At 44.2% G+C, this 22,781-nt stretch carries 28 protein-coding genes, 1 tRNA gene and 1 pseudogene; 4 read left to right on the plus strand and 26 right to left on the minus strand.

Annotation, left to right across the window (positions count from 1 at the left end; genetic code table 11):
• Nucleotides 1–53 precede the first annotated feature (53 nt).
• The 7 genes from B9G69_RS04605 to rpmB all read right to left on the minus strand — a co-directional run bounded on the left by B9G69_RS04605 (nucleotide 54) and on the right by rpmB (nucleotide 5,344).
• Nucleotides 54–1,178, minus strand: a complete 1,125-nt coding sequence (locus B9G69_RS04605; RefSeq protein WP_088616701.1) for a THUMP domain-containing class I SAM-dependent RNA methyltransferase — start codon at nucleotides 1,176–1,178, stop codon at nucleotides 54–56.
• Between the two features lie 86 nt (nucleotides 1,179–1,264).
• Nucleotides 1,265–2,998, minus strand: a complete 1,734-nt coding sequence (locus B9G69_RS04610; RefSeq protein WP_088616700.1) for an electron transfer flavoprotein-ubiquinone oxidoreductase — start codon at nucleotides 2,996–2,998, stop codon at nucleotides 1,265–1,267.
• Nucleotides 2,999–3,077: 79 nt separating this feature from the next.
• A complete protein-coding gene (locus B9G69_RS04615; RefSeq protein WP_088616699.1) occupies nucleotides 3,078–3,329 on the minus strand; it encodes a hypothetical protein in 252 nt (83 codons plus the stop codon).
• A gap of 91 nt (nucleotides 3,330–3,420) precedes the next feature.
• On the minus strand, nucleotides 3,421–4,251 hold the full coding sequence (locus tag B9G69_RS04620; protein WP_088616698.1) for a carbon-nitrogen hydrolase family protein: 831 nt from the start codon (nucleotides 4,249–4,251) through the stop codon (nucleotides 3,421–3,423).
• A gap of 37 nt (nucleotides 4,252–4,288) precedes the next feature.
• Nucleotides 4,289–4,636 carry a hypothetical protein gene (locus B9G69_RS04625; protein WP_254916999.1) on the minus strand — a complete coding sequence of 116 codons (348 nt, stop codon included), beginning with the start codon at nucleotides 4,634–4,636 and terminating at the stop codon, nucleotides 4,289–4,291.
• Nucleotides 4,637–4,785: 149 nt separating this feature from the next.
• On the minus strand, nucleotides 4,786–5,043 hold the full coding sequence (locus B9G69_RS04630; protein WP_088616697.1) for a KOW motif-containing protein: 258 nt from the start codon (nucleotides 5,041–5,043) through the stop codon (nucleotides 4,786–4,788).
• Nucleotides 5,044–5,056: 13 nt separating this feature from the next.
• Nucleotides 5,057–5,344 carry a 50S ribosomal protein L28 gene (rpmB, locus tag B9G69_RS04635; protein WP_088616696.1) on the minus strand — a complete coding sequence of 96 codons (288 nt, stop codon included), beginning with the start codon at nucleotides 5,342–5,344 and terminating at the stop codon, nucleotides 5,057–5,059.
• A 186-nt stretch (nucleotides 5,345–5,530) separates the two neighbouring features.
• On the opposite strand from rpmB, the gene rpsR reads away from it, so the two are divergent.
• Nucleotides 5,531–5,800 carry a 30S ribosomal protein S18 gene (rpsR, locus tag B9G69_RS04640; protein WP_088616695.1) on the plus strand — a complete coding sequence of 90 codons (270 nt, stop codon included), beginning with the start codon at nucleotides 5,531–5,533 and terminating at the stop codon, nucleotides 5,798–5,800.
• 265 nt (nucleotides 5,801–6,065) lie between these two features.
• On the opposite strand, the gene B9G69_RS04645 is transcribed toward rpsR, so the two are convergent.
• Nucleotides 6,066–6,449 carry a hypothetical protein gene (locus B9G69_RS04645; RefSeq protein WP_254916998.1) on the minus strand — a complete coding sequence of 128 codons (384 nt, stop codon included), beginning with the start codon at nucleotides 6,447–6,449 and terminating at the stop codon, nucleotides 6,066–6,068.
• Nucleotides 6,450–6,794: 345 nt separating this feature from the next.
• Complete coding sequence (locus tag B9G69_RS04650; protein WP_254916997.1) at nucleotides 6,795–7,466, minus strand: hypothetical protein; 672 nt, start codon at nucleotides 7,464–7,466, stop codon at nucleotides 6,795–6,797.
• 81 nt (nucleotides 7,467–7,547) lie between these two features.
• On the opposite strand from B9G69_RS04650, the gene B9G69_RS04655 reads away from it, so the two are divergent.
• Nucleotides 7,548–7,624, plus strand: a tRNA-Pro gene (locus B9G69_RS04655).
• A 656-nt stretch (nucleotides 7,625–8,280) separates the two neighbouring features.
• Here B9G69_RS04655 and B9G69_RS18160 read toward each other — a convergent pair.
• The 16 genes and pseudogenes from B9G69_RS18160 to B9G69_RS04730 all read right to left on the minus strand — a co-directional run.
• Nucleotides 8,281–9,300, minus strand: a pseudogene (locus B9G69_RS18160) (recombinase family protein); the annotation flags it as partial.
• Nucleotides 9,301–9,482: 182 nt separating this feature from the next.
• Nucleotides 9,483–9,728, minus strand: a complete 246-nt coding sequence (locus B9G69_RS04660; protein WP_088616691.1) for a helix-turn-helix domain-containing protein — start codon at nucleotides 9,726–9,728, stop codon at nucleotides 9,483–9,485.
• Complete coding sequence (locus B9G69_RS04665; RefSeq protein WP_088616690.1) at nucleotides 9,725–10,111, minus strand: hypothetical protein; 387 nt, start codon at nucleotides 10,109–10,111, stop codon at nucleotides 9,725–9,727. Before B9G69_RS04665 ends, B9G69_RS04660 begins: the two co-directional genes overlap by 4 nt.
• Nucleotides 10,112–10,505: 394 nt before the next feature.
• Nucleotides 10,506–11,276, minus strand: a complete 771-nt coding sequence (locus B9G69_RS04670; RefSeq protein ID WP_088616689.1) for a hypothetical protein — start codon at nucleotides 11,274–11,276, stop codon at nucleotides 10,506–10,508.
• Complete coding sequence (locus tag B9G69_RS04675) at nucleotides 11,266–11,565, minus strand: hypothetical protein (RefSeq protein WP_088616688.1); 300 nt, start codon at nucleotides 11,563–11,565, stop codon at nucleotides 11,266–11,268. Before B9G69_RS04675 ends, B9G69_RS04670 begins: the two co-directional genes overlap by 11 nt.
• An 11-nt stretch (nucleotides 11,566–11,576) precedes the next feature.
• Entirely contained in the window at nucleotides 11,577–13,211 is a 1,635-nt protein-coding gene (locus B9G69_RS04680) for a type IV secretory system conjugative DNA transfer family protein (protein ID WP_088616687.1), read from the minus strand.
• Nucleotides 13,156–13,668, minus strand: a complete 513-nt coding sequence (locus tag B9G69_RS04685; protein ID WP_265437982.1) for a hypothetical protein — start codon at nucleotides 13,666–13,668, stop codon at nucleotides 13,156–13,158. The genes B9G69_RS04680 and B9G69_RS04685 overlap by 56 nt, the downstream gene beginning before the upstream one ends.
• Before the next feature lie 392 nt (nucleotides 13,669–14,060).
• On the minus strand, nucleotides 14,061–14,756 hold the full coding sequence (locus B9G69_RS04690) for a TrbG/VirB9 family P-type conjugative transfer protein (protein WP_088616685.1): 696 nt from the start codon (nucleotides 14,754–14,756) through the stop codon (nucleotides 14,061–14,063).
• Nucleotides 14,753–15,340 (minus strand): TraE/TraK family type IV conjugative transfer system protein, encoded by a 588-nt coding sequence (locus tag B9G69_RS04695; RefSeq protein ID WP_088616684.1) that lies wholly within the window; start codon nucleotides 15,338–15,340, stop codon nucleotides 14,753–14,755. Before B9G69_RS04695 ends, B9G69_RS04690 begins: the two co-directional genes overlap by 4 nt.
• Before the next feature lie 17 nt (nucleotides 15,341–15,357).
• Nucleotides 15,358–16,197 (minus strand): hypothetical protein, encoded by an 840-nt coding sequence (locus tag B9G69_RS04700; RefSeq protein ID WP_141096969.1) that lies wholly within the window; start codon nucleotides 16,195–16,197, stop codon nucleotides 15,358–15,360.
• Nucleotides 16,197–16,877 (minus strand): hypothetical protein, encoded by a 681-nt coding sequence (locus B9G69_RS04705; RefSeq protein ID WP_141096968.1) that lies wholly within the window; start codon nucleotides 16,875–16,877, stop codon nucleotides 16,197–16,199. The genes B9G69_RS04700 and B9G69_RS04705 overlap by 1 nt, the downstream gene beginning before the upstream one ends.
• A 17-nt stretch (nucleotides 16,878–16,894) precedes the next feature.
• Entirely contained in the window at nucleotides 16,895–19,360 is a 2,466-nt protein-coding gene (locus B9G69_RS04710) for a TraC family protein (protein ID WP_088616681.1), read from the minus strand.
• Nucleotides 19,353–19,679 (minus strand): hypothetical protein, encoded by a 327-nt coding sequence (locus B9G69_RS04715; RefSeq protein WP_088616680.1) that lies wholly within the window; start codon nucleotides 19,677–19,679, stop codon nucleotides 19,353–19,355. Before B9G69_RS04715 ends, B9G69_RS04710 begins: the two co-directional genes overlap by 8 nt.
• 2 nt (nucleotides 19,680–19,681) lie before the next feature.
• On the minus strand, nucleotides 19,682–19,996 hold the full coding sequence (locus B9G69_RS04720; protein ID WP_176401000.1) for a TrbC/VirB2 family protein: 315 nt from the start codon (nucleotides 19,994–19,996) through the stop codon (nucleotides 19,682–19,684).
• Entirely contained in the window at nucleotides 19,983–20,381 is a 399-nt protein-coding gene (locus B9G69_RS04725; RefSeq protein ID WP_088616678.1) for a hypothetical protein, read from the minus strand. The genes B9G69_RS04720 and B9G69_RS04725 overlap by 14 nt, the downstream gene beginning before the upstream one ends.
• Nucleotides 20,382–20,394: 13 nt before the next feature.
• Nucleotides 20,395–20,625: a hypothetical protein gene (locus B9G69_RS04730; protein ID WP_141096967.1), complete on the minus strand. Its 231-nt coding sequence runs from the start codon at nucleotides 20,623–20,625 to the stop codon at nucleotides 20,395–20,397.
• A gap of 579 nt (nucleotides 20,626–21,204) precedes the next feature.
• Between B9G69_RS04730 and B9G69_RS04735 the strand changes: the two genes are divergently transcribed.
• Entirely contained in the window at nucleotides 21,205–21,978 is a 774-nt protein-coding gene (locus B9G69_RS04735) for a hypothetical protein (protein WP_088616676.1), read from the plus strand.
• Complete coding sequence (locus B9G69_RS04740) at nucleotides 21,978–22,259, plus strand: hypothetical protein (RefSeq protein ID WP_088616675.1); 282 nt, start codon at nucleotides 21,978–21,980, stop codon at nucleotides 22,257–22,259. Before B9G69_RS04735 ends, B9G69_RS04740 begins: the two co-directional genes overlap by 1 nt.
• A 140-nt stretch (nucleotides 22,260–22,399) precedes the next feature.
• On the opposite strand, the gene B9G69_RS04745 is transcribed toward B9G69_RS04740, so the two are convergent.
• Nucleotides 22,400–22,780: a hypothetical protein gene (locus B9G69_RS04745; RefSeq protein WP_088616674.1), complete on the minus strand. Its 381-nt coding sequence runs from the start codon at nucleotides 22,778–22,780 to the stop codon at nucleotides 22,400–22,402.
• Nucleotide 22,781: the final 1 nt, after the last annotated feature.

Consider the following 22,781-nt stretch of genomic DNA (forward strand, 5'->3'; position numbering starts at 1 on the left):
TGAAAATGGCGACAAGCTTGCTTGCCGCCATTCAAACATGTTGGGACCACACACTAGAACATGCTGTATTTCAAGAAACGGCATTCAATATTGCCGTTGAACACGAAATGTTTGCGAGTGGATTTCAATTTCAAATCCGCGATCAAATCTTTATTCCCGGAAAGAATCCAAGCATCCCAACCTTTGAATCTGTGTTTCAAAGTGAAAGAGAGGTCACGGTAAACATCGCGAAGATTGTCTTCGTCACCGATACGCGCACCGTATGGAGGATTGATGATGATCAAACCTTTTTCTACGGGTGGCTCCACCGTCGCAACTGATTCTTTTCTGAATTCAATCACGTCGTCAACGCCAGCGGCTTTCGCATTTTCTTTAGCAGATTTGATAACTTTGTTATCGATATCATATGCATAGAATTTGAAATCGATTTCTTCTTTCTCACCCGCGATAGCTTCATCAACAACTTTGTCCCAAGTTTCGCTCTCGAAGTTCAAAAGGTTCATGAAACCAAAACGTTTACGGTTAATACCTGGGGCGATGTTCTTAGCCATCATTGCAGCTTCGATCATGAATGTTCCAGAACCGCACATGAAATCCACTAGTGGAGTTTTACCATCCCAGTCAGAAAGCTTGATCAAACCTGCCGCCAAGTTTTCTTTCAAGGGAGCATCCCCTACGTCTTTGCGGTAACCACGTTTAAACAATGAATCACCTGAAGTATCGATAGAGACGTTAAACTGGTTTTTCACGCAACGAACCACAACACGAAGTGCTGGGTTGTGGTTATCAACGTCAGGACGAACACCAAATTTATCACGGAATTGGTCCACGATAGCATCTTTGATTTTCATCGCGATAAACCGTTGGTCGTTCATTTTGGAATCCCCAACAGAAACGTCGATGCTCAATGTTTGGTTCGGTTTAATGTATTTTGTGAAATCGTGGCGCAGGATTTGCGCGTACAATTCTTCAGGTTGGTAGGCGAAGAAGTCTTGGATCGGTTTCAAGATACGGCTTGCCATGCGAGAGTGAAGATTCGCTTTGTAACAACCTTCCCAGTTGCTTTCAAAGTAAACGCCGCCGGCAGTTTTGCCTTTTACGTTCAGACCTAAATCTTTAAGTTCTTGTTCTAGAGGATCTACGAGACCGCGTGCTGTTGACGCGAAAAATTCTGCCATGGGGTTGGGCCTTTCTGTTGGTTAAGAAAGCAGGGTCCCTCGCCCCACTTCCTGTACCGCCAGGCCCACCCATTGACTACAACCGGTTAGACCTCGCGATATTGTGGTCCGCCGCCACCTTCTGGCACCGTCCACTCGATGTTTTCGAATGGGCACTTAATATCACAAGTCTTACAGTGAATACAGTTGGTATAATTGATTTGTAGGTCTTTCTTGCCTGCCTCTTTTGTAGACGGCACCATCTCGTAAACAGCGGCCGGGCAGAAATGATTACATGGTGATTTGTACTGAGGCTCACATACTGAGCGACAGATATCCCCATCTTTAAGGATTAGATGATTAGGAGAGTCCTCATCATGCATTGTCCCCGTCAAATAAACGCTAGAAAGCTTATCAAAGAACAGTTGACCATCTGGTTTTGGAAGTTGTTCTAATTGCTCCTCAAAGCCATTAGGTCCCCAAACCTCAACAACCTTATTAGTTGTTGCCGCGTCCACGTGCTCGACAGGCATAGGATCCTGCAGGCCACGGCCCCCTGTGATCTCTTGAAGGGCGATCAAAGGCATACCCTCGATCATCCCCTTAGAAAGCGCCTGGTGGAAGTTTCTGACAGCCCATAGGTCTTTTTTAACGAAGCTGTTTTCGATGCGGGTTTCGTAAGCCTTAGTCACGGATTCATTGAACTCAGCGCCAGCAGCCAAGCCTTCGACGATCGTTTCAGCAGCCGACATACCGGCTTTCATTGACAGATGCAGACCTTTAAGTTTCTTAACGTCGACCATCGAAGCCGAGTCACCGATAACCATCCAGCCATCACCGTAAAGTTTAGGCATTGAATACCAGCCCCCCGCAGGCAACGTTTTACCACCGTAAGCGATAACTTTACCGCCTTTAAGCATGTTCTGCATGAACGGATGAGTTTTCAATTTTTGAAGTTCACGGTGTGGGTCAAGCAATGGATCATTTGTGTCCAAGTATGCCACTAAGCCCACAATGATTTTATCTTCAGGCAATGTGTAAATGAATGTACCACCGATGGATTTGCTTAAAGGGAAACCCATTGTGTGGATCACCTGACCCGCTTCAACAGTTCCCGCCGGCATCTGGATGATTTCTTTCACACCTTCTTCAAAGACTTCAGGATTTTTGCCTTCGCGAAGTTTCAGTTTCTCTGTTACTTTTTTGAACAATGAACCGCGTGTCCCTTCGGCAAACACAGTCACTTTCGATTTCAAAATCAAACCTGGCTCGAAATTCCCTTTTGGATTTCCGTTTTTGTCACGACCCTTGTCGCCCGTGCGAACTCCAACGATTTTGTTACCTTCGTATAAAGCTTCAACTGCAGCGAAACCTGGGAAAATATTGATCCCTTTTTCTTCACACTTAGTACCCAACCAACGGTTCAACTTACTTGCCGAAACAATGTAGTTACCTTCGTTATGAAATGGCGGAGGAGTGATAGGAAGTTTGAAAGAGTAATCAGTACCTAGATAGTAAACGGCATCTTTTTTAACTTCAGACTCAAGAGGACAGCCCTCATCCTTGAAGTTTGGAACCAGCTGACGAAGAGCCACTGGGTTTAGAACCGCACCAGACAAGCTGTGTGCGCCCACTTCAGAAGCCTTTTCGATAACAACGATCATTTGTTCCGGAATAGGTTGGCCCTGTTTTTTTCCAGATGCCACGTCTTCATTGTGTTGATTGATTTGGTTTTGTAAATGAAGTGCGCAAGACAAACCTGCAGAACCACCACCCACGATCAGAACGTCACAGTCCATCGTTTCGCGAGTTACACCTTCCGGCAAATGATCGTACACCATAGAATCTCCTACCGACTGATAAACAACGTCCAACGGCTTTGTTGCCTTGGACCTTTTTTTATCAGTCTCAAACTTAGCTTTATTCTTCGGCAGGTTCTTCGTTTTGAATTTCTGCTTGAGGAGCTAGTTTACGCGTTGGATTTGTCACTTGAGCTTGTACCTTCAAGTCACCCTCATCGCGGCCGCCTGGATACAGACGTTTTTTCGCTCGTTGCGCCAATTCAGCTTCTTTGCTTTCATCGCGAACGGCACCAGCCATCACTTCCTCGGCATGTGCATTTGCAGCAAAAAAGGAAGTCATCAAAACAGAAACCAAGAAAAGACGGATCATGATTACCCCGTTCCCTGCGCTTGTGTTCAACGCGCATTTAAAAACTAATTGAGAAAGATGTCACCAGAAAATTGTGCAGAATTCTGCTGATTTAGGCAACTGGAAGCCGTCTGTGGTACTTCATTGGGATTTGACGACGAACTCCGTCAATTCGCTCTTTGGTAAGAGTCATCACTGAATAACCGATTGAACGCTTCTCTACTTGGCCAATGATCGCTCCCCATGGGTCAATAATCAAACTGTGGCCGTACGTTTCACGCACTCCCCCGTTGATTCCTTGGTGAGTTCCGCCTTGAGCACTCGCCATTAAATAAGACTGACTCTCAATGGCACGCGCGCGCAGTAAGATTTCCCAATGTGCTTCCCCTGTTTTCACAAGGAAGGCCGCAGGGACCATGATCAAATCAACTTCTTTGCGAGCATATTGAGAGAACAATTCAGCAAAGCGAATGTCGTAACAAATCGTTTCACCGATTTTCCAACCATCGACTTCAATCACACTAGGACGTTGACCATGACGGAAAACATCAGATTCACGAATCGGCTTTTGGCCTTCAAGGTGAATGTCGAATAAATGCAATTTTTGATAAGTCGATTTCACTTCTCCTTTGGGAGTAACCAACACCGATGAGTTGTACAAGTGACCTTCAAGCTGCAAAGGCACTGATCCCAAATGCAGATGTGTATCGTATTTTTTAGCTAAGGCTGCGACTTTATGAAAGGCCTCGTGATCCAGAGGAAATCCGTGGATTTTTTCACCCTCTTTCACTCGCATGTAGAGGCAATTTTCTGGGAACCCCACCAAACGTGGTTTGTGAGATTTAAAGATGTCTTCCAAGAGCGCTTCGATTTGCATCAGGTTCGCATCGACGTCATCGATGGAGGTCATTTGCGCTACCGCAACTACCAGCTCCGAACTCATAACATTCTCCTTCGCGCTCTTTTTTAAGAAGAGCGTACTATTCGACGGAAATAACTGTAGAGGATCGCGCTTCTTTTACGTCGCGGCAGTTCCACTTAGCTTCTTCCAACGTCTTTCTGACTCCGGCGATAACTTCAGAACAAGTATTTACATCACCAGATGAACCAATAGTCTGATCGACTCCTTGTTTTGTGTAAATAGCTTTACACTTGGAATCAGATCCCGTTTCGACGCGAAGAGTACGAACAGTTTTGTTATGCTTACAGAGAACCATAGCATCGCCGATATCAGCGTAAGCTAGGGACGAAAAAAAAAGCACTGGCATCGCCATAGCGACCAGTGCTTTCTTGTATTTTTCCACTGTAGTTTGGTCTCTTTTAATCAAGCTGCTCTCCTGTTCTAGAAGTTGGGACTCAGGGCCTGTGTCAACAGTGTGTCCTGAATCCAACTTAATTTTACGCAGCTATGTAGGAGACTAAAACGAAGAGATCACCCTAGAGACCAAATTTAGGCTTTATCCCGGGAAGGAATTGCCTACGTGGACTTTTGTTTAGCTGTTTTTTTAGCTGGCTTTTTAGCAGCAGCTGCTTCAACCAATTTAACGTTAGAATAATCGATGAAGCCTTCTTTTTTCAAAAGACCATCTTTTTTATCGTAGTGTGTTTGAACTTTCACACCTTGAACGCTGATTTTCATCGCTTTAGCGTCTACAGCCAAAACTGTGCCCTTCTTACCTTTGTCAGAGCCAGAGATAACTTGTACAGTTGCGCCTTTTTTGATTTTCAATTTCATTTGTCAGCCTCGATTATTTCTTAGAAGAGATTTTCTTTTTGATTCTCATCTTAACTGCCATCGCTCTTTTAGAAAGAGTCGCGTCGTTAGCACCCAAGATATATGCATCAAAACCGCCAACGTGTTCCATGTCACGAAGCGCAGAAGTTGCGATGTTCAAGCGAACCATAGAGTTCAAAGAACGGCTAAAGATGCGTTTTTTCTGAACATTTGGTTGTGCAGTTGTTTTAGTTTTGATGTTGGAGTGAGATACCAAGTTTTTTACAACTGGGCCTTTTCCAGTGATTTCACATTTGCTCATTACGTGCTCCTACTAGCTACAAGTCGAGGTCAGCGCCGCCCGACCCCAGGATTCTTTCCTGAAATTCAATAGGGACGCCGCAAACAAGAAACAAGGATATAAAGTAAAAAGACACTTGATGGCAACTCTTTTTTCTTGTACACCCATTAACTCGCAAACCAAAAGGAACTCAAAAAGAGGTTACTCATGAAAAAGACAACTCGTAGCAAATATAGACAAGAATTCTCTGGCGACCACGTATTCGATTACAAAGATCCAGCATCTTTGACTCGTTTTATCGGTGACGGTGGCAAAATCACTCCATCTCGCATCTCTAAATTGTCCGTAGCTCAACAAAAACGTGTAGCTGCAGCAGTTAAAAAAGCTCGTAACTTGGCTCTATTGCCATCTGGTACTGACGCTTACGACTCTTTCCACAGAGCAGAAGCTATCTCTCCAGTTCCTTTCGAGATCTAATTAGGTCTTAAATTAGAATAGGGTTCCTTTTGGAAACTAAAAAAGCCGGGCATCCCCCGGCTTTTTTATTTTAAAACCCCGCATTTTACTCCCCGCACCTGCTCCTGCACCCGGCCCCGAGCCCGAGCCCGCTCCCATCCCCAAAACCACTCTCGACCGATCAAAAGCAGTCAGATGCAAGGCGGAGGGCTTACCCGCAACGCAGGCGGGCTGGAGGCCCGTCGGAGTGAGGACTAAGCCCGACAACGCAGCAGCTGGCTGCTTTTCATCGGTCAACCCGCCACCATCGAATGGCCGTAACTAACATCATCACCATGTAGGATTTACTCGACCAGCTGTGTAACAACGGCCCTGGAATTCCCCAGAAAAAGAGCTGATCAAAGGGCACTCCCCAGTTCAAGAGTCTGATACCCAATATAGGAAGCGCAAAGATCACCCAGAACTGCAACATTCCGGCAAACCAAGTCATTTCCTGAAAGCCTTCTTTTTTGTGCTCCCAGGCCATTAAGGAGATTGGCATCACCACAAATAAAACGCCGGCGATAGTTGCCGCGATCTGCTTGTTCTTAATAACCGCAAAAATTAGCATCACGGCCGCGATCACAAGGACCTGCACCACCAAATATTCCAAAAATCTGTTTCGTCTCATATCCAAGAAGTTAGTCCACCCCAAAGGACAACTCAAGGGATGTCATTGTTCTTCTATCGATTATTTTGATTTGGAGTACTCCTGAGTTGGCCGTTCGGTTGCAATACAGGGAATTCGTCAACTTTAACTAAGGAAACGAATTATGAATCACCAGCAAAACACACTTCTTAAATTACAAACTGATCTCAGCAAATTCGGGTTGAATCCGACGGAATGGACTCTCGAAAAAGTCCAAAACCTCTCTTACTTAATTAGAAATAAATTAGACAAAAGTTTCGCCCTCTATGGGCGACTTGAAATGAACAAAAACGTTCCCGCCTGGAAGTCCATTGACCTAGTGGCTCTCTAAAAAACGTCGCAGCGAACTGAAAACAAGCTGCGATTCCAAATATCAACCTCAGTAAGGACCGTTGTGGCCTTTCGAGCCTCCACAGTTGAGACTGTGCCCTCGGGAGTCAGCGGTACCTCCTCCCCCGGAAGCTTGGCAGCGACTCTTTGACGAAGAGCTGTCCAAGCTTCTTCTCCGTTAGCCCTGATGAATGTACTTTTCAAACGACAGAACGTTGCGATTTCCGCTTCAGACAACCAACCAAATCGATCATAGGTACCGGGCTCTGGCGGCTTCACTCCCCAAGCCAAACGGACCATCAATTCAATTCCATCATTCAAAGTCGAAGTGACTTCTTTCACCCCGAACATTTGCGATGCGCATTGGCTGGAACTTTTGTTCACAGCGTCCGCGATGTTTTTTAAAGTCGAAAAATATTCGTAGCAAGATCCCGCACTGTTCCCCAGCTGACATGCCTCTTTTTCGCGCACAATTGATGGTGGAATCGTATTTTTTTTCACCTGGGTCGAGAACAACTGCCCCTTGAGATATTCACGCATCGCCGCCTCTTCGGTGTCACAAACCGTGTGAGGTGGGTTTAAAAGCATAATAACGACCACTCCGATAACCAGAGCGCCAATGACTAGCACCGGCTTAGGCAGATCATTTAGAAACTTATCCAAATCCATGGAAAAAATGATACTTATATTACGCGTTAGAATCTAGCAGTTTGACAAGCGGGACTGTTTTTATTAGTTTCCTGTCTTCGTCGGGGAGTAGCGCAGTCTGGTAGCGCATCTGGTTTGGGACCAGAGGGTCGTAGGTTCGAATCCTATCTCCCCGACCATTTAATGTATTATGCGAACCCTGGGACGACAAGTCCCGGGGTTTTTCTTTTTTAGAGCCCTCACGGAATCGACCACTCGCTTCAATTAAATTTGCAACCTCTTCCTGCTTCTTTAGCTCAAGCGACCGATCTACTTTGGCTTCAATGCCATCATTCAATCGGTACACAATTTCAATTCCATCGACCCTGGCAACCAAACACTTAACAGCTCTCCTCAAGAGAATTTTTCTCTTAGCAGATGATGCTTTTGCCCAGCCTTTTTTAAAGTCATTAAGGCGATCTATAAGAGCCTCACTCTGATATTCAACTTCATCAGCCTCAATGGACTTTGACTGCAGGTCCTCTCCATAGTCCTTCAAGGTTTTCTTTTCTTGCGCCAACCTATTTAAATCATCAGCAACTATTTGCAACGCCTCTTGATTTAGCTGACCACGAAATTGAATTTGATATGCTCGACCAATTCTCTGATCAACCTCTGCAATCGCCTCTTCAACTCGTTTAATCTCTTTGACGATGATTGAATTGCCGACCGTGGACGACTTTTTTATCTTGTTTGATAAATCCTGAAAATACCCAGCCTCAGCCAACCCCTGAACAATGTGATCAGTAACAAATAACTCCAACTCTTCAGCCTTATACCTCTGAATTGTACATGTTGATACCGGTCCAGTTAGACTATGAATATAGTAACGATACTTTGCTGCTTTCCCGTGCGCAGTCTGCCCCATCAATGGACGCCCACACTCAGAGCAAATTAGCATTCCAGATAGCAAGAAAACTCGACGCTCAGAACCTGATCTCCTCTGGCGATAGTAATTAGCCGTTTCTTTCAACATCACTTGCGCTCGATCAAATATCTCTCGATCAATAATCGCAGGCCAACTTGCCTTAACTTGCTTGTACTTTTGCCATGACTTCAATTCACTCTGTTCAACAGATTTATTCCCTCGATTCACTTCTCTCATTCCAACATATGCTGCATGACTAAGGAGATTCCCAAGACCTTCTGGAGTCCAACGCCCTCCAGTTTTCGTAAATATTTTCACAGAGTGAAGGAATCGAATCGTTTCACCTCGAGAACCAAACTCCAGGAATTTTTCAAAGATTGTTCTTACCTTGTCGACGGATTCAGGGTCCTCTTGAAGTACCCCCGGCTTATCCGGGGAATGTTTGAAACCTAAAATCGCTTTCGCGCCATTGACATAACCACGCATCGCTCGGGCATGGCAATTTAGAGCCACGCGCTCTGCCGTTTGCTCACGTTCAAACTGCGCTAAATTGATCATGTTAAAGATCATCATTTTTCCCGATGGAGTACTTGTGTCGAACTGTTCCTTCATTGAAAGAAATTTTGATTTATTGGATTCAAGAAACGAAAGTAAATTACTAAAATCTTGAATATTCCGGGATAAGCGAGAAAGGTCCGTGACTAAAATTAAATTTACTTTGCCTTTGCGCAAATCAGAAAGCATTCGCTGATAAGCCGGACGCTTTGTATCTTTGGCCGAGTAACCATCATCGACATAATAATCGACAATAGCTCCCCAAGTTCCGTCGAAGTTTTTTGCTTTAACGAACTCTTTCATTCTGTACTTCTGATTGTCTAAAGAACCCTCAACAACTTGGGCTTGCTCTTCCGTTGATACACGAACATATGCGGCAACTCTAAGCGACATCGAGTAACTCCTCTCTTTCTTTTTTTAACCGTCCCCGCTTATGCGCTAGGACTATCATCTCAGAAATCAAAGACTGGACTTCGGAAGACCTTTTAAAGTCATGAGGTCTCTGGTCCTTTTCATAAGTAGCTAGAACCAAACTTCCATGAGGCCCTACCTTAGGGTCCTTTGGGCTCTTCCTTCTACTCACCAGAGTCCTCCTTGATCTTGCTCATTTGTTTTAGCAATAGATCAATCAGCTTCTGTGACTCCTTCTTTGGAAGCAACGCCAGCACTTCCATCACCGCACTCATCAAATTACTTGGACGGCGACCTCCGGCCTCATATCGACTGATAACAGTCTTATCCGCCACTCCAAGAATGAGGGCAGCATCATCCTGGGTTAAGTCCAATCCCAAACGAATTTCTCTAAATCTCTTTGGACTCACGCCGCATCCCCACTTTCATCATGTTGACCATTGGTCAACTTATTAGTCAAGCCTCTCTTGTTCTTTTTAGCGCCACCAAGACTTATATTGGCCTGCCCCATCAATGCCAACTTTAATTCTTCTGGGACTGAACCGCTTAGTTTGGCTTTCTTCAAAATGTTCTCCAACAAGGCAATTTCATTGAAAAACTCAGCCCTGATCTGGTGCACGTCACCATCGCCACATGTCTCATTGAATCGTGTCAAAACCCAACTTGCTACATCTTGTCTCGTTACTCTCCCCGCATCAAACCCCTCATTAACACGAGCCACAATTTGACTGACTGCCTCTTCGGCTTGCTTCGTTATGGTGATCTTCGTTACTAACTCCTCTTTTTCTTCCATGTATTTACCTCCCCGTATTCAAAATCGGGATGCGCCGCTTGTAGCATCCATCATTCGCAGAATTTGAAATTATATGAGGTAGGTAGCCCCACTGTTTCAATTCGAAGCCTATCAATGACTAAATCTAAAACTGTTTTTTTAATCTCAACAGCACTTCAGCTACCTGCCTCTTATAATTTCAAGTGTTTGTGTTTTGTATCTATCTAAATATTTTTTATCTATCTCTCATCTCCTCTTCCTCTCAGCTCCATCCCCCGTTTCGTGACCCCTTTCTCTCGTAGGGAGGGAGGGGTCACGAACCGTAGGAGGGGGATGGAGGTGGGAGGAAGTCCCCTGTTTCTCTTCAAACTCCGAATACTTACCCGCATTTCAGCATCCCTAGTTTTCTTGAAAATCAGCCGGAAACATTCCGGTGATTTTCCGGCGCGCTCTTCACCGATACCGCCAGAGAATTGAAGAACTTCCTCAGAATGGTTTTCCGTCCCGCAATCCGAAGCTCACAATCCAAATGCCTCCGAGAGAAATCATCCAAATCAAAAAATCCGATCTCTTGATTCGCCGAGCTCAATCCACCCGACCTAAATTCTTCCGAAATCACCATTTCGATTTTCTCGTCCGCAACACCGAAGAGAACCAAGTCTACATTTCGTGCTCTTTGATATGCTCGCCTCATGGTTTTATACCGAGCTTGCGATTTCCTTGTCCGCTCGATCTCGAGAGCGCAACGAATGAAATTGCTACCTCCCGTTACATCAAAAAGTAAGTCTGGTAGCTTGGAGATAATTCCATCTCCCAATCCTTTTACAGCAATAACTCGATCCGATTTTAGCTCAGCCTCTGACCAGCTTTGCCTCAACATCTGCTGATTCTTGAGGTGAAGATAAAATCGCATAACAATCTCATCATGTAGCAAATAGGTTGGAACAATCTGGCCGATAGAATCCTGTCCCATTCGTTGCTTCCCCTTTGAACTCAGCGAAAGGAAATCAGGAACTCCCGAACCATTCGAATAAGCTGTAAAAAAAGATGAGTTTTTAAGCTCACTCCAATTTTGATAGCGGACTGACTTTCCTTCTGAGCAATAGAAATCCCAAAAGACAGCTTTTGATATGAAACCGAACTTCTTCGAAAGCAGCAGCGCCTCTTCAATGGAACTACTTCTCACTATTCAGAACTCCAGTCCCCATCGGGACCAATGCAAAGTGCCCCAACTCCAAAACACCATTATGAAAATTAGTCTCTACCCACTGATAACTCCACTTCACTTCAGAGAGATTGAAATCTAAAGACTTTGGCAACTCCAACTCATAACCGATTACCACCTGCCTGACTCTAATCGAACATCCTCGCACAGGATCATAAATCGCACCGAAGCCGTCGCTACTGTTCGCACATGGCGATTTACTTACGCAGCCCGCGGCTACAAAAACATAAAACAAGATAAGTATTTTCAATTGGCCTCCTTTCAGCTTGCCTCCAATATTGAAGATCTATTTTGAGAACCTTTAAGTTCAATGAACTCAACTTTCGCCTTCGCAATCCGAGGAAGCTTGTGTGCTTTCAAATCGGGTTGCATTTGAAACTTCAGGCGCTCCGTAAATGCACCGTCATTAAATGGAACGACAATAACTCCGTCCCCCGTACCAAGTTCTTTCTTGAAGGTATTGGGATGATAAATGAACTCCTCGACATCACGTACTGACCCATCTCCAGTCATCTCACTTCCAAACAATCCTTTCTTGGCTCTCTCAGTCATCTTGGTTCCCTCTTTGGTTCCGATCAGTCTTGAAAAATACTCAGCAGTTTCAGGCTCATTCGTTCGCATGAAAACTTTTAGGTTTGAATTTGTCTGGATTGTGTTCTTCACTTCCTCACCCAATGCACCAAGGTCTCCCTGAGCTTGATGCGCAAAAGTGATTCCAACATTTGCACTTCTAGATTTATTTAGGAGGCTGACGAAACTCGGAATCAAGTACTCGGTAAAGTCATCCAGATAGACACCAAAAAATGGGAAGCTCTTGTCTTCATCCAAATGCCGACTTGATACTGAGCTTTGGATACATTGAAGTACCAACTTGGCTGTTGCCTTTCCGAGTGTTGGAGTTTTTAAAACAGGCAATTGGAAATATACGATCAATCCTTCACGCATCACATGCTCAATGTCGATCTGGGGCATGTCAGAGTTAAAGAGAATCGCCGTTTCCCCCGAGGTAAAATGTCCCAACTGATTAACTAGGCCACTCGTTCTCTTTTCCCGATCTTCTTTTGACAGAGCAACGAAGCGATCCGCCCAGGCCGTTAAACCTGGGTCGTCAGTAGAATTCGCCAAAGACATAAGAACTGATGGATTCGTAATTGCCTGAATCAATTTATTGAAAGTCGGAATCACTTCAGCTCCTTCAAACAAATAAAGAGTCTGCTTTAAGATCTCGTATTGAAGATTTTTGTAATATTCATCTTCAAAAGAGAACGCAGCAAAGATTCGCTCCGTCACTTCGTCAGCAGATCCCCCCTTTAATGGATTAATACTTGAACTCGTTTCCGGATTTACTAGCGATAACATCCTGAAATCTTTAGATCGCTTATACTTCACAGCATAGGCGTATAATTTGTCCAACAAACCCTTGTCAGACTTTCCGTCAATCAAAATAAGTCCTCGGCCATTCTTGATATCATCAATTGCCCAAGGCAAAATCACCGACTCCGTTTTTCCGGCATTTGTCGTTCCGACAATCTGCGTGTGCATCCGTCTTGCCGTCAGTGGAATGTAGACTGGCTTCTGCTCTACCGACGTCCCAAGGAAAATGCTATCCTTCGCAGTAACACGATTCAGGCGGGTTTTGACCTCCTTCGCTTTCGACCTTTCAGCAAACTCAGTTCTAAACTTCGCGAAAAAAAATACGACCACAAACGATATGACTGATGCAGTTATATATCGGTGTCTAACAATGGCACTCAGTATTTGCGGCGCCAAATTATGAAACGCCAGTACCACAAATAGAACAATCAACATGACAATCCCGAATAGCTCTTTGCTATCGTTATTATTGTTCAATTGACGATCCTGATTGTAGATCCATTGCCTCGGACAACTGAGCATCACATTCAGAGTTCGGCTGAAGCTCAATCCACTCGCGCTCTGCTTTTAGGTTCTCTCCATAAGTTTGAGCCTTGCCTCTCGCCGTTTCAGCTACAGCAGTCAGAATCCCATTTCCAATTCCACCTTGAGATCTGCCAAAAATGTCTGTCTGCACGCTGCCAGCCGCAAGCCCACCTACGAAAGATGTAATTACTTGCCCCGCCGTGTTTTTAGTTCCATCGGAATAGACTCTTCCCGAAATTCCGACCTGCCCATCTTTTCCAAGTGCTCTAGCATTTATCGGCTTCATCAGTCCATTTAGGAGGGAGATTTGTTTAAATTGGATTAAGGCCCGATCACTTCCTTTAATAAAGGTGGCCTCTCCATAAAACCTCGTCCCTGCTTGAAGCTTTAAACCAGACTCAGTCTCTCCATCCATAAGCAGCTCAGCGAGAACCGGAACCGATTCTTGCGACACGACGACCTTATCTAAAATCCGAAGAGGCAATCTTAATCCTGGATGAAGTCTCGATTTCGCGTTTCGACCTGATCCAATGACCATTGCCGTATTATAGTTAATTTGTCTGCTGTCGCCTCCTACTCCAAAGCTTTCTCTCTTGGGGGCTGACCAGAGTTGTTTCGAATCAGATTTGGCCTGGGTATTTCGGGAGCTTTCAATTCCCGGTTCGATTGATGGCTCGATCTTCTCAGAGAATTCTACCGGAAGCTCGTTAGGCATTAACAAAACGACGACTACAAATACCGCCAAACCCACAATCCCCAACCACTTGAATGAAGACAGGTTCAATTCAATCTTTGAGCCAAAACTACCCTTCCGAATAAATATCGCCTTTAGCTTAGCTATTAGTTCTATAGGGCCTCCTTGGGAATCTCAATTCTGAGGTTTTTAGAAGAAGTTTGAAGTTCCAACACGACTTCCTGAATTTTGAGATCAGCCTTTCTAATTGAAATGCCAATCATAGACTGTTGGCCTTTCCGCAATTCCTTGCGTGAAAGAAAAAGACTCTGGATTGGCTTCGAGTCCTTTCCTTGCCAAATCCAAAAGTTTGCCGGCAACAGAGTTTGTGAAGCCTTCGCGGTTACCTCAGCATCCAAAAGCACGAATCCGTCTGCTGTAGTGGAGGTCCTCAAAAGCTTCATTGAGAGATCAGGAGTTGAGACAGTCTTCCCATTACTCGTCCAACGTAGGACCGTCCCAGAGTCTCTGTTCTTGATATAAACAACGTAGTTAGCAAGGTTTTGAGGAACCACGGCAAGACGAAGTATGTACCTACGAGACTTCGTAAAAAGATACAGATTCGTCTTTGCGCTACCACGCAATGGCTTAATCGTTACCGCTTGATCTAAATATTCAATGCGATACGCAGACAGGTCTCCCGAAATAGCGGACTGAACTGTTTCAGGCATTTGCACGATAGTTGCGATACCAAGAGCAGTCTTGATATCGACAATTTCATCAGTCTTTGGTGTCAGAGTTTTGATGTTTGCGAACGAATGACACGTCAGGAAAATAGCAGCGAAATGAATTAGGAAAGCAACCCTCAACGGATTTCCCCTTCAGTTTCCTTACGGATGTAAATCCCCCAAGGATTCAGACTTGTTCGATCTCCCGATGAGAAATCAAAAACTACCTTCAGCTTTGTTGCTGCACTCAAACTGTCAAATTCGGTAATTCGGTCCGCCAAAACCGTGACTTTCATCTGTTTCAAGTCGACTTTGACATCGCTCGGATAGACTCTCTGATTCACCTTCTTCTCTTTAACAAACTTTTGAACATCCAACATCGCCTTTTGAAACGAAGGAATTAGGCTCGGGTCAATAAAGACCTCTGCTTTCTTCATCTGAAAAGCAACAGTGTCTGGAGTCCATTTGTAGCGATATGAAAGATACTCTTCAATCGCGGAAGCAATCTGCGCATCAGTAATTTTTAACTCGAGCTTTGCAACAGCACCAGTCGCATCAAGCGCAATTACCTCTGGGCCTCTCTTAACCAAATAGGCAATCAGGCCCGACATGATGAAGAGAATTGCCAAAAGCGCTGCCGAAAGAACTTTAAGGTCAAAGTTCTCACGCGCAAACTCTTGCACAATCTTCGGATAGTTTTTAATAATCAGTGATTTAGTTTCCATAATTTCTACCTCCTTTTTTAATTCTTAGATGAAAAGTATTTAAAGCTGTTTGAGAGAACCTCCCTCGATGTCGTCGAAACCTTGATAGCCCTAGTTGGAATTGCGATCATAGCTGCCGCAGCGGCAGTGCCCATTGTTGAAGCTGCACTTTGCAAGCCCTCACCAACAATTGATTTTACGAGCATCGGCGTACAGAGCAGACCAATCGCAATTACAAAATTGAGAACTGTCAGCGTGATATACGATCCTTCAGTCTTATAGATGTTTCCTACCGATAAGGCCGCAAGCATAGCCGACTGCACAGCCCATATAATTTTCCAAGAGGCGACTTCGATTAATCCCCGATACAGTCCTTTCGTAATTCCCGCAGTTGCAGGGAATATGTAACAAAGGATCAGAATCGGCGAAAGAACCGACAGCATCACCCAAAAGAAGTAATACAGAGCAATCGTCAAATATCTGGCGACGTAAAGGATCACGTAACTAGCAAAACTCAAAACCGCTATAAACAGATCGTTAAACTTCAGTAGTAAAACACTCTGCGCTCCTGCATAGCTTCTCGATTTTTCCTCCGCCATCTTCATGAAGGCATCTAATCCAGCCATTGAATCAATCTTTCCTGCAAGCCCATCGCAGATATCCAAAATCCAGCCTGAAACTTCAGGAAATGAGACAAGCAGAAGAGTCGCTATCAACGCCCTTCGAACTATATCCATGTAGTCAGGACTTCCACCTTTAACGAAGCTGATGCAAACAGACAGCAAAATCGCAACAGGTAGTGCAACATAGAAGAGGTTCGCAAGCATGTGATGCAAATCCCGAATCAAAGAGCCAAGTACATCCATATTGGGCATCACTAGCCACCACCTTGCAGACGTGGAAGATTAGTTTCCGTCGGAAGCTTCTTAAGGCCATCAGACAGGTCTCGATAGTTTTCCTGAAACCCTTTTGTCTGAATCTTTTCCCTACGGTTCTCCATCGCCATGTTTTGTGCGAGGAGCTTTAGCATCTGACTTTGAGTACGCAGTAACTGAGTCGTTACTCCGATCAAGACACTCAGAGCCTGATTCTGAAGTTTTCCAGCTCCCTGAGGGCTTACGACTTGAGAGTGATATAGTATCCGCTCACGCTCCCGATCAACTTCATCAGCATAGTCGTAAAGCCTTCTATTCATGGAGATAGTCTCGGCAACACTCTGATCCTGCGAAGTCATAAGATCCTGGTCCATTCCACGAGGGACTTCCCCGTAGACCTCTTGTATCGCACGCAAAACCGAATCTGAGTTGTTCAAGTCACCATAGACTCCGGGATTGAATTTCGGATTGATAATTCGAATGACATCAAGGCCGGATCGCACTCCAGAGTTCAAATCCCTCATTAAATTCAAAGTATCCTGCCCATTTGAAAGAATGGACTTCAACTGAATAACCGTTTGAATGGTTTGGACCAGGATTTGAGTTAGGACGACAACATCCCCGCCAAAAAGATCAGCACGTGCTGACATTGGCGCCAGCAACATCATAGATGACACTAGCAATGCAAGAAGCCTCCTCCTCACGCAGCCACCTTTGTCGCCGATGAATCAACTCCAAAAGGAGCTTCTTTCGCAGCTTTCAGAATTGCTCCTTCAAGCGAGACGCCACTATCTATAATTCCTTGCAAATAGCAGTTGTCAGAAGCATCACTCGTTGAAATCCAGTATTCCACTGGCGACGGTTGGATTCGCAGCACTTGCCTTGAGTCTCCATTCATCACAAAAACATCGCTAAAGGCGCCTTTCCTACGATCTAAACTTTCAATTAATCGAACCTCTTGAGATTTTAAGCGCAGAGCCTCTTTCAATATCTTTGTGTCTCCTTGTTGCTGAAGAATCATTTTGGTTGCCGTGTTATTAAGAATTGCCGAACCAATCGCACTCTCAACGATCTCTTCAACTCCCTGAGTAATAAACGTGATTCCTGAGCCCGTTTTCCTGAGGGCTCTCGCCGCATACTCCATGAACGTGCTTGCGGCTTTGCTCTGAAGGAAGGACCAAGCTTCATCAAGCAAAACACGCTTTGGTACGCCCTTGTTTAACTCCACCTGATCCAAAATAAATCCCGTGAGAATCAAAGTTACGACTGACTGAAGATCAGGATACTGCGCAAGCCCCTTCAAATCGAAAGCAACTACAGGACTATCAGCATTAATCTTCCCCTGACGATCAATGAGCTTGCCGTAGGCACTGTTTCCAATCCAAGGATACAAAAGCTTTCCAATACGCTTAAGAGTCTCCTCCTTAGACTTTTCACAATGTCTAGCGAAGTCAGAAATCTGTGGCGATCTCTGAGGAGTCTTAGTACGAATATCCTCGAATACAGCCGCCAATGCCTCCTCAATCAAAACACGGTCAAAACGTAGAAGCTTCTCCCCTTCATCTACGATCATTTGCTCTATGATATTAACTAGAGCCTTAATGCGTTCCGAAGAAACTTTTTCTCCGGGATTCTGAAGTTGAAAGGGATTAAGGGCATACTCAGCGGTCAAATTGATTTCAAAGTATTGACCCTTCATAATATTCGTTAGCTTTTTATAACTTCCTCCAACGTCAATAACGAAAAGCTTCACTCCGCGAGCTATTTGCTGAAGCATGAAGAAATTGTTGGTAAAACTCTTCCCTGCGCCGCTAGAACCAGTCACTAATGAGTTGTAGTTATTTAGTTTGGAATCATACGAATCAAGTGCATAAAGAGAACCCGACCGAGTATGAGTCAGCACCAGTGGTCGATCATCCCCGGCATCACTTCCATACAGGGGAAGAAAGTCAGCCAAGTTGTTTGACTTCATCTTTTTGCCACGAACAAGCGCCATAGGACTTCCTATGAGCTCATTCGAGAATATCTTCCAGGCTCCAACAGTTTCTTGAATTCCCTCTGCTCCACTGAGTTTCCTAAAGCATGACAGGATTTCTTTGCTGCGAAGATTAATTCGTTTGTTCCCTTGGGCCGTATTTTCCTCACGAAGTATCAATAGCAGTTCACCGACGAACACTCTTTGGCCAGTATCAATAATCTCCCTAATCAAATCAGTAGTCTGTGCGAGGCGAGATTCGCCTTCCAAATCACTTACACGACCATGGTTATTAGTTGTAAGCGAGTGAGCCATACGCCGCTTCTGCTCTAAGCCTTTAATCTCTGAGGCCTGATCTGGAATATGGAAAGAAAAGATCATTTCGTATTTGAATGCTACATTTGCAAAGAGGCTCATCATGCCCGCAAATGTTGATTCCGGGAGAGTTTTTAGCGTCAAAACCCTTGTAAGAGTTCGATCCAAAACAAAGTCCTCTTGATTAAGAATTAAATCTCCGAAAATCAATTGATTTCTCGGAGACTCGCTCTCCAGCGACTCGGGTCTCGCGGCAATTGTCGGAGCATCTACTTCCCGGGACCTTTTTGGATTTAAGTGTTTGTATGCAAGTGAAATCAATTGTTCACGAGATAGAACTTTGCTCTGGAAGCCCGCTGAACCCAAAATTGATTGAGCATTCTGCAAAGCCTGCATTAAACTTTGAATCGCTGACGACATGTCATTTCCGTACGTCACAGCAAACTTCTGTGTTTTCTTCAGGGCGAGTGCAGATGGCTTTTCAGGCGACTCGGTTTTCAGGAAAAAGAAAACCCTCGGGCGATAAACTTCCTCTCGCTGAACTTGGCCACTTAACTCACTGATACGATCATCATCCAAAGTCATTAAAAACTCATTATCTGTAATTCTAAGATTCGAGTGTCTCTCCAGAACATCACCGAATTCAGCCTCTACCTTTACACAAACTTGGGCCGTCATCTTCTCCGGCAAGGAATTAACCAACGTCCTTAGATTCAAAGTGATTTGGTTAATGGCAGGAGCATCCAGACAGCCAATATCTTTTGGAACGATTTCGATTCCACTTGATAGCGATCCATCCCAAAGTAAAAGATGAGGGTTTGAACCAGATTCAAACTCCCAATATGGAAGCGACTCACATAAAGCGTTGCTACTCATTCAATTCCCCTTTCTTGATACGATAGTTTTCATCGGTCCCATTCGCCGAGCGTACAGTTGGAGCAAGCAAATGCTCAAAATAGTGTCGAATATGGTTTTCAGGCTTCCCTTTCTTAAAAAAGAAAAGCATAAGCCCAATAACAGCACTCGTTCCAAAGACCATTGGAATCTTGACCGGAGTGCTCCCGAAAATCAGATTTTGAATCGAAAGATTCAGAAGCAAAATCAGCACATCAGACAATTCAAATCCCATAATTTTGCTTTTTGTTTCTAGGGTTCGCGGCACATTTGAAGTAAGTAATTCATCGTTATTACTCATAGCTACCTGACCGTTTGGGAAATCATGTCTGCAATAGACTGAGCCCCAAATCCAATGGCAGTTCCTATGATCGCATAGATAATGTGTTTCTTAGCGTTCTCGTGCCCGGTAATAAAGGAAAGCCCGGCAAGAGCAATTCCAATTACGGAAAGAACAGGCAGGATTACCCTCGTAAGTTTTGTCTGAACTCCCATGAGCGAGGATTCGACACTTGCTTGCGCAACAATAGGAATCATCAAGATGCTCAACATGAAAAGTAAGATAACCAAAGCTACTTTCACCAAGTCGATTTTCTTGAAGCTCCTAGCTTGCAGCATAGAACTCCTCTGCTTGCTTCTCATCAGGAAAAAGACACAGAAAAACCTCTTCAGACAAAAGATTGAACTTCATCCTGATATGCAATCCGACGAAATCCCCTTTCCCAATGCATTGCCAAGAAGCCTTCTTCTCTTTCAATTGAGATTCAAATTCTTCCAAAGACAAGATTTTGTACGCCGTGGATTTATCGTTAGAAGGAGAAAGGAAATATTGTTCATTCGGGAACATCCAAAGTTTAATTCGGAATGTTTTGGAGCCCGGCTTTAGATAAGCAACGCCTACTTGCTCGTACTCGATGAGTTCATCATCTGGCCCCATAGTTCCCCGACAGAGGGCAAATTTATCGAGCTTCTTTAAAGGAATAACGTTCTGATTAAAAGTCACTGACACCTCCTCTTTACGCCGCCATTGGATATTCTAATGGTTCAAAATCTTCTTCCAATCCATTTGCAGGATAGAAATTCCCCCAGCCACATTTTGAACAAGTAAGAAGACCCGATTCAAAATCTGTCGGAAAACTGCATTCAGGACAGAAATCCAACTCTTGGTTTTTTTCTTCATCGCCTTCGAGTTTCTTGATCTCGAACTTCTTCGTCCAAAGCACTTGCTTGAACTTCTTTCTCTTCACTTTGACTTCTCGTTTGTCCTTGAAAGTGCGCGACATTAATATTTCCCGTCCCAGTAGATTTGATCTTTGTGTTTGCTATTTACTTTTTTGCTCTCCATTTTCTCCCACTCCTCTCTCGTCATATCTTTTTGGATTGCAAAAAGACCTGTGACGAAATTCCCCGATTTTTTTATACTCCCTAGTAACCGCGTAAGTGATTTTCCCCCAGTCACGCGACCCGATTGATGACCATTATTTGGTTTGTTATTTTTCTTAACCTCCTTGGTGTTTTGCTGATCTCAGGCAATACAATGCCCTCGCCGAAAAATCTCATTTTCAACATCCATTCGATCAGTTCGGTTTTTGGAACTGGCGCGGAATGCGCCTGCCTTGTGAGCCTAGTGGTATGGGCTTTTCAGCCTTAAAGAAACCACGAACTTCGGGAGATTAAAGATCCGTCGCCGCGACGATTAAGCGGAGCGTAAAGAATTTGCCATAAGCAAATAAACAGATTTTTGATGGAAATCCGTCGTCACGACGACGATTTCTGTTGATATGTGTCATTGAAGGGGCTATTTCGACACTATTCCTGGGGGTTATTTGGATCGAGCGAACTTGGTCACTGAGGTTAAGGGTCAGATCGACACTTGGCTATCAGCAAAAGAGAGTCGTAGTGTGACTGCTTTAGCGCGTGCTGCTGGAGTTAGTGAGTCATGCGTGCGCAGATTGTGCAACGACGACCGCTCGCCCCTTCCAGATAACATGCTAAAGATTCTAATGGCTGTTTCTCAAAAGTCTTCAATTGAAGATTTGAAAACACATTTCGTATCTTCGAATGGTATTCAAAAATTCCTCCTCAGCAATTATTCATTCCTTGAGAAAGCAACATACATTGATAGCTGTACTCCTCTGCTTGAAAAAGAAAAGAGCATTGATGAGTATCTTCCGTTTGTCGTTTACTTGATGTCCGCGAATCGCACTAAAATTCACAAAAATGAAATCAGTCGCTTACTTGGCCTTATGGGCGAGATGGCGCTTGATTCACTTGTATCTAACGAATTCTTGAAGATTGAATCAGATGGTATCATTACGGCTCTAGTGACAGATGTTCGCCCATCCAAAGAGCTAATCAGAAAGCACCTTCCCGATTTAACGAAGATGTTTTTCAAACTCGATCACGATTTCAATGGCTTCGCTCTAATGTCAGAATCTGTCAGCAAAACGGGCTATGGCCTTGCTATGGATATCTACGAGAAATTCCTTGCAGACATGGGTGAGGTCATCCAAAATAACCCAGGTGAAGTTCCATTAATCGTGAGTGGCTTCATGGATACTTTAACAATTGAGCCTTACTTCAGAAAGGAGCAGAACTAATGAAAAAGATAATGCTTCTTACTTTGCTCTTGATTCCGGTTAGTTCAATTGCTGGTGTGGGCGGTGGCGGTGTTGGGCCGCGCCCGACAAATATGATGTCATTAGATTTTGTGAAAACAATAGCAATGGATAATGAACAGGTAACGTTCATGTACAAACCATTTGATCAAAATCAAGTATCAAAGAAGTCCGTTGCTATTTCTGAAGTGAATGATGCCTATTTGAATGCATTGGCCGTTTCAGAAATTTCGAAAACTTGGACCCCGGTTCAAGGCGACTAAAGTAACTATTAAGGTGTTTAAAATCAGATGCGGCCTTAAAAAAGGCCGCGAGATGGTCGGCGAAATAAGTACCGCAAACTACTCGAAGTCATAATAAATATTCGAGCGTAAACGGGAATTCCTAAAACTATACTTTTCTTTTACTTGCTCTTTGAATCAATGGCCCCGTCATCTCTACATTTTTCGGCATTACCTTCACAATGCATCGCAAACTTAAAGTAATAACCCTCTTTGAAAATGAGATCTCTATCCGGTTCAACGATCGAATAAGTATCTTTAACTTCTCTAACCGTGAGCGTTCCGATTGGTTCAAACTTGCAAAGAGGCACTTTTGGAGTTTTTTCAACACATTTACGCTCAAGCAAATAAATCTTATCACTCACGTGAACATTTTCTTTCGAACCAAGAGCAACCTTGATGACCCCACTTTTTACAGTATCAGAGTCGTACTTTACTACTTGCCCAGCACAACCAGAAAGTAGCATCGAAATAGCCGCAAATAAAATCGTTCTATTTTTCATT

Origin of the sequence: Bdellovibrio sp. SKB1291214 (genome assembly GCF_002209355.2) — a bacterium.
Classification (GTDB): domain Bacteria; phylum Bdellovibrionota; class Bdellovibrionia; order Bdellovibrionales; family Bdellovibrionaceae; genus Bdellovibrio.

Coding starts and splice junctions, on each gene's coding strand:
- B9G69_RS04605 (WP_088616701.1), bottom strand. CDS start 1,178: ATGGCAGAATTTTTCGCGTCAACAGCACGCGGTCTCGTAGATCCTCTA.
- B9G69_RS04610 (WP_088616700.1), bottom strand. CDS start 2,998: ATGGTGTACGATCATTTGCCGGAAGGTGTAACTCGCGAAACGATGGAC.
- B9G69_RS04615 (WP_088616699.1), bottom strand. CDS start 3,329: ATGATCCGTCTTTTCTTGGTTTCTGTTTTGATGACTTCCTTTTTTGCT.
- B9G69_RS04620 (WP_088616698.1), bottom strand. CDS start 4,251: ATGAGTTCGGAGCTGGTAGTTGCGGTAGCGCAAATGACCTCCATCGAT.
- B9G69_RS04630 (WP_088616697.1), bottom strand. CDS start 5,043: ATGAAATTGAAAATCAAAAAAGGCGCAACTGTACAAGTTATCTCTGGC.
- rpmB (WP_088616696.1), bottom strand. CDS start 5,344: ATGAGCAAATGTGAAATCACTGGAAAAGGCCCAGTTGTAAAAAACTTG.
- rpsR (WP_088616695.1), top strand. CDS start 5,531: ATGAAAAAGACAACTCGTAGCAAATATAGACAAGAATTCTCTGGCGAC.
- B9G69_RS04645 (WP_254916998.1), bottom strand. CDS start 6,449: ATGAGACGAAACAGATTTTTGGAATATTTGGTGGTGCAGGTCCTTGTG.
- B9G69_RS04650 (WP_254916997.1), bottom strand. CDS start 7,466: ATGGATTTGGATAAGTTTCTAAATGATCTGCCTAAGCCGGTGCTAGTC.
- B9G69_RS04665 (WP_088616690.1), bottom strand. CDS start 10,111: ATGGAAGAAAAAGAGGAGTTAGTAACGAAGATCACCATAACGAAGCAA.
- B9G69_RS04680 (WP_088616687.1), bottom strand. CDS start 13,211: ATGCTCAGTTGTCCGAGGCAATGGATCTACAATCAGGATCGTCAATTG.
- B9G69_RS04695 (WP_088616684.1), bottom strand. CDS start 15,340: ATGGAAACTAAATCACTGATTATTAAAAACTATCCGAAGATTGTGCAA.
- B9G69_RS04710 (WP_088616681.1), bottom strand. CDS start 19,360: ATGAGTAGCAACGCTTTATGTGAGTCGCTTCCATATTGGGAGTTTGAA.
- B9G69_RS04715 (WP_088616680.1), bottom strand. CDS start 19,679: ATGAGTAATAACGATGAATTACTTACTTCAAATGTGCCGCGAACCCTA.
- B9G69_RS04720 (WP_176401000.1), bottom strand. CDS start 19,996: ATGCTGCAAGCTAGGAGCTTCAAGAAAATCGACTTGGTGAAAGTAGCT.
- B9G69_RS04740 (WP_088616675.1), top strand. CDS start 21,978: ATGAAAAAGATAATGCTTCTTACTTTGCTCTTGATTCCGGTTAGTTCA.
- B9G69_RS04745 (WP_088616674.1), bottom strand. CDS start 22,780: ATGAAAAATAGAACGATTTTATTTGCGGCTATTTCGATGCTACTTTCT.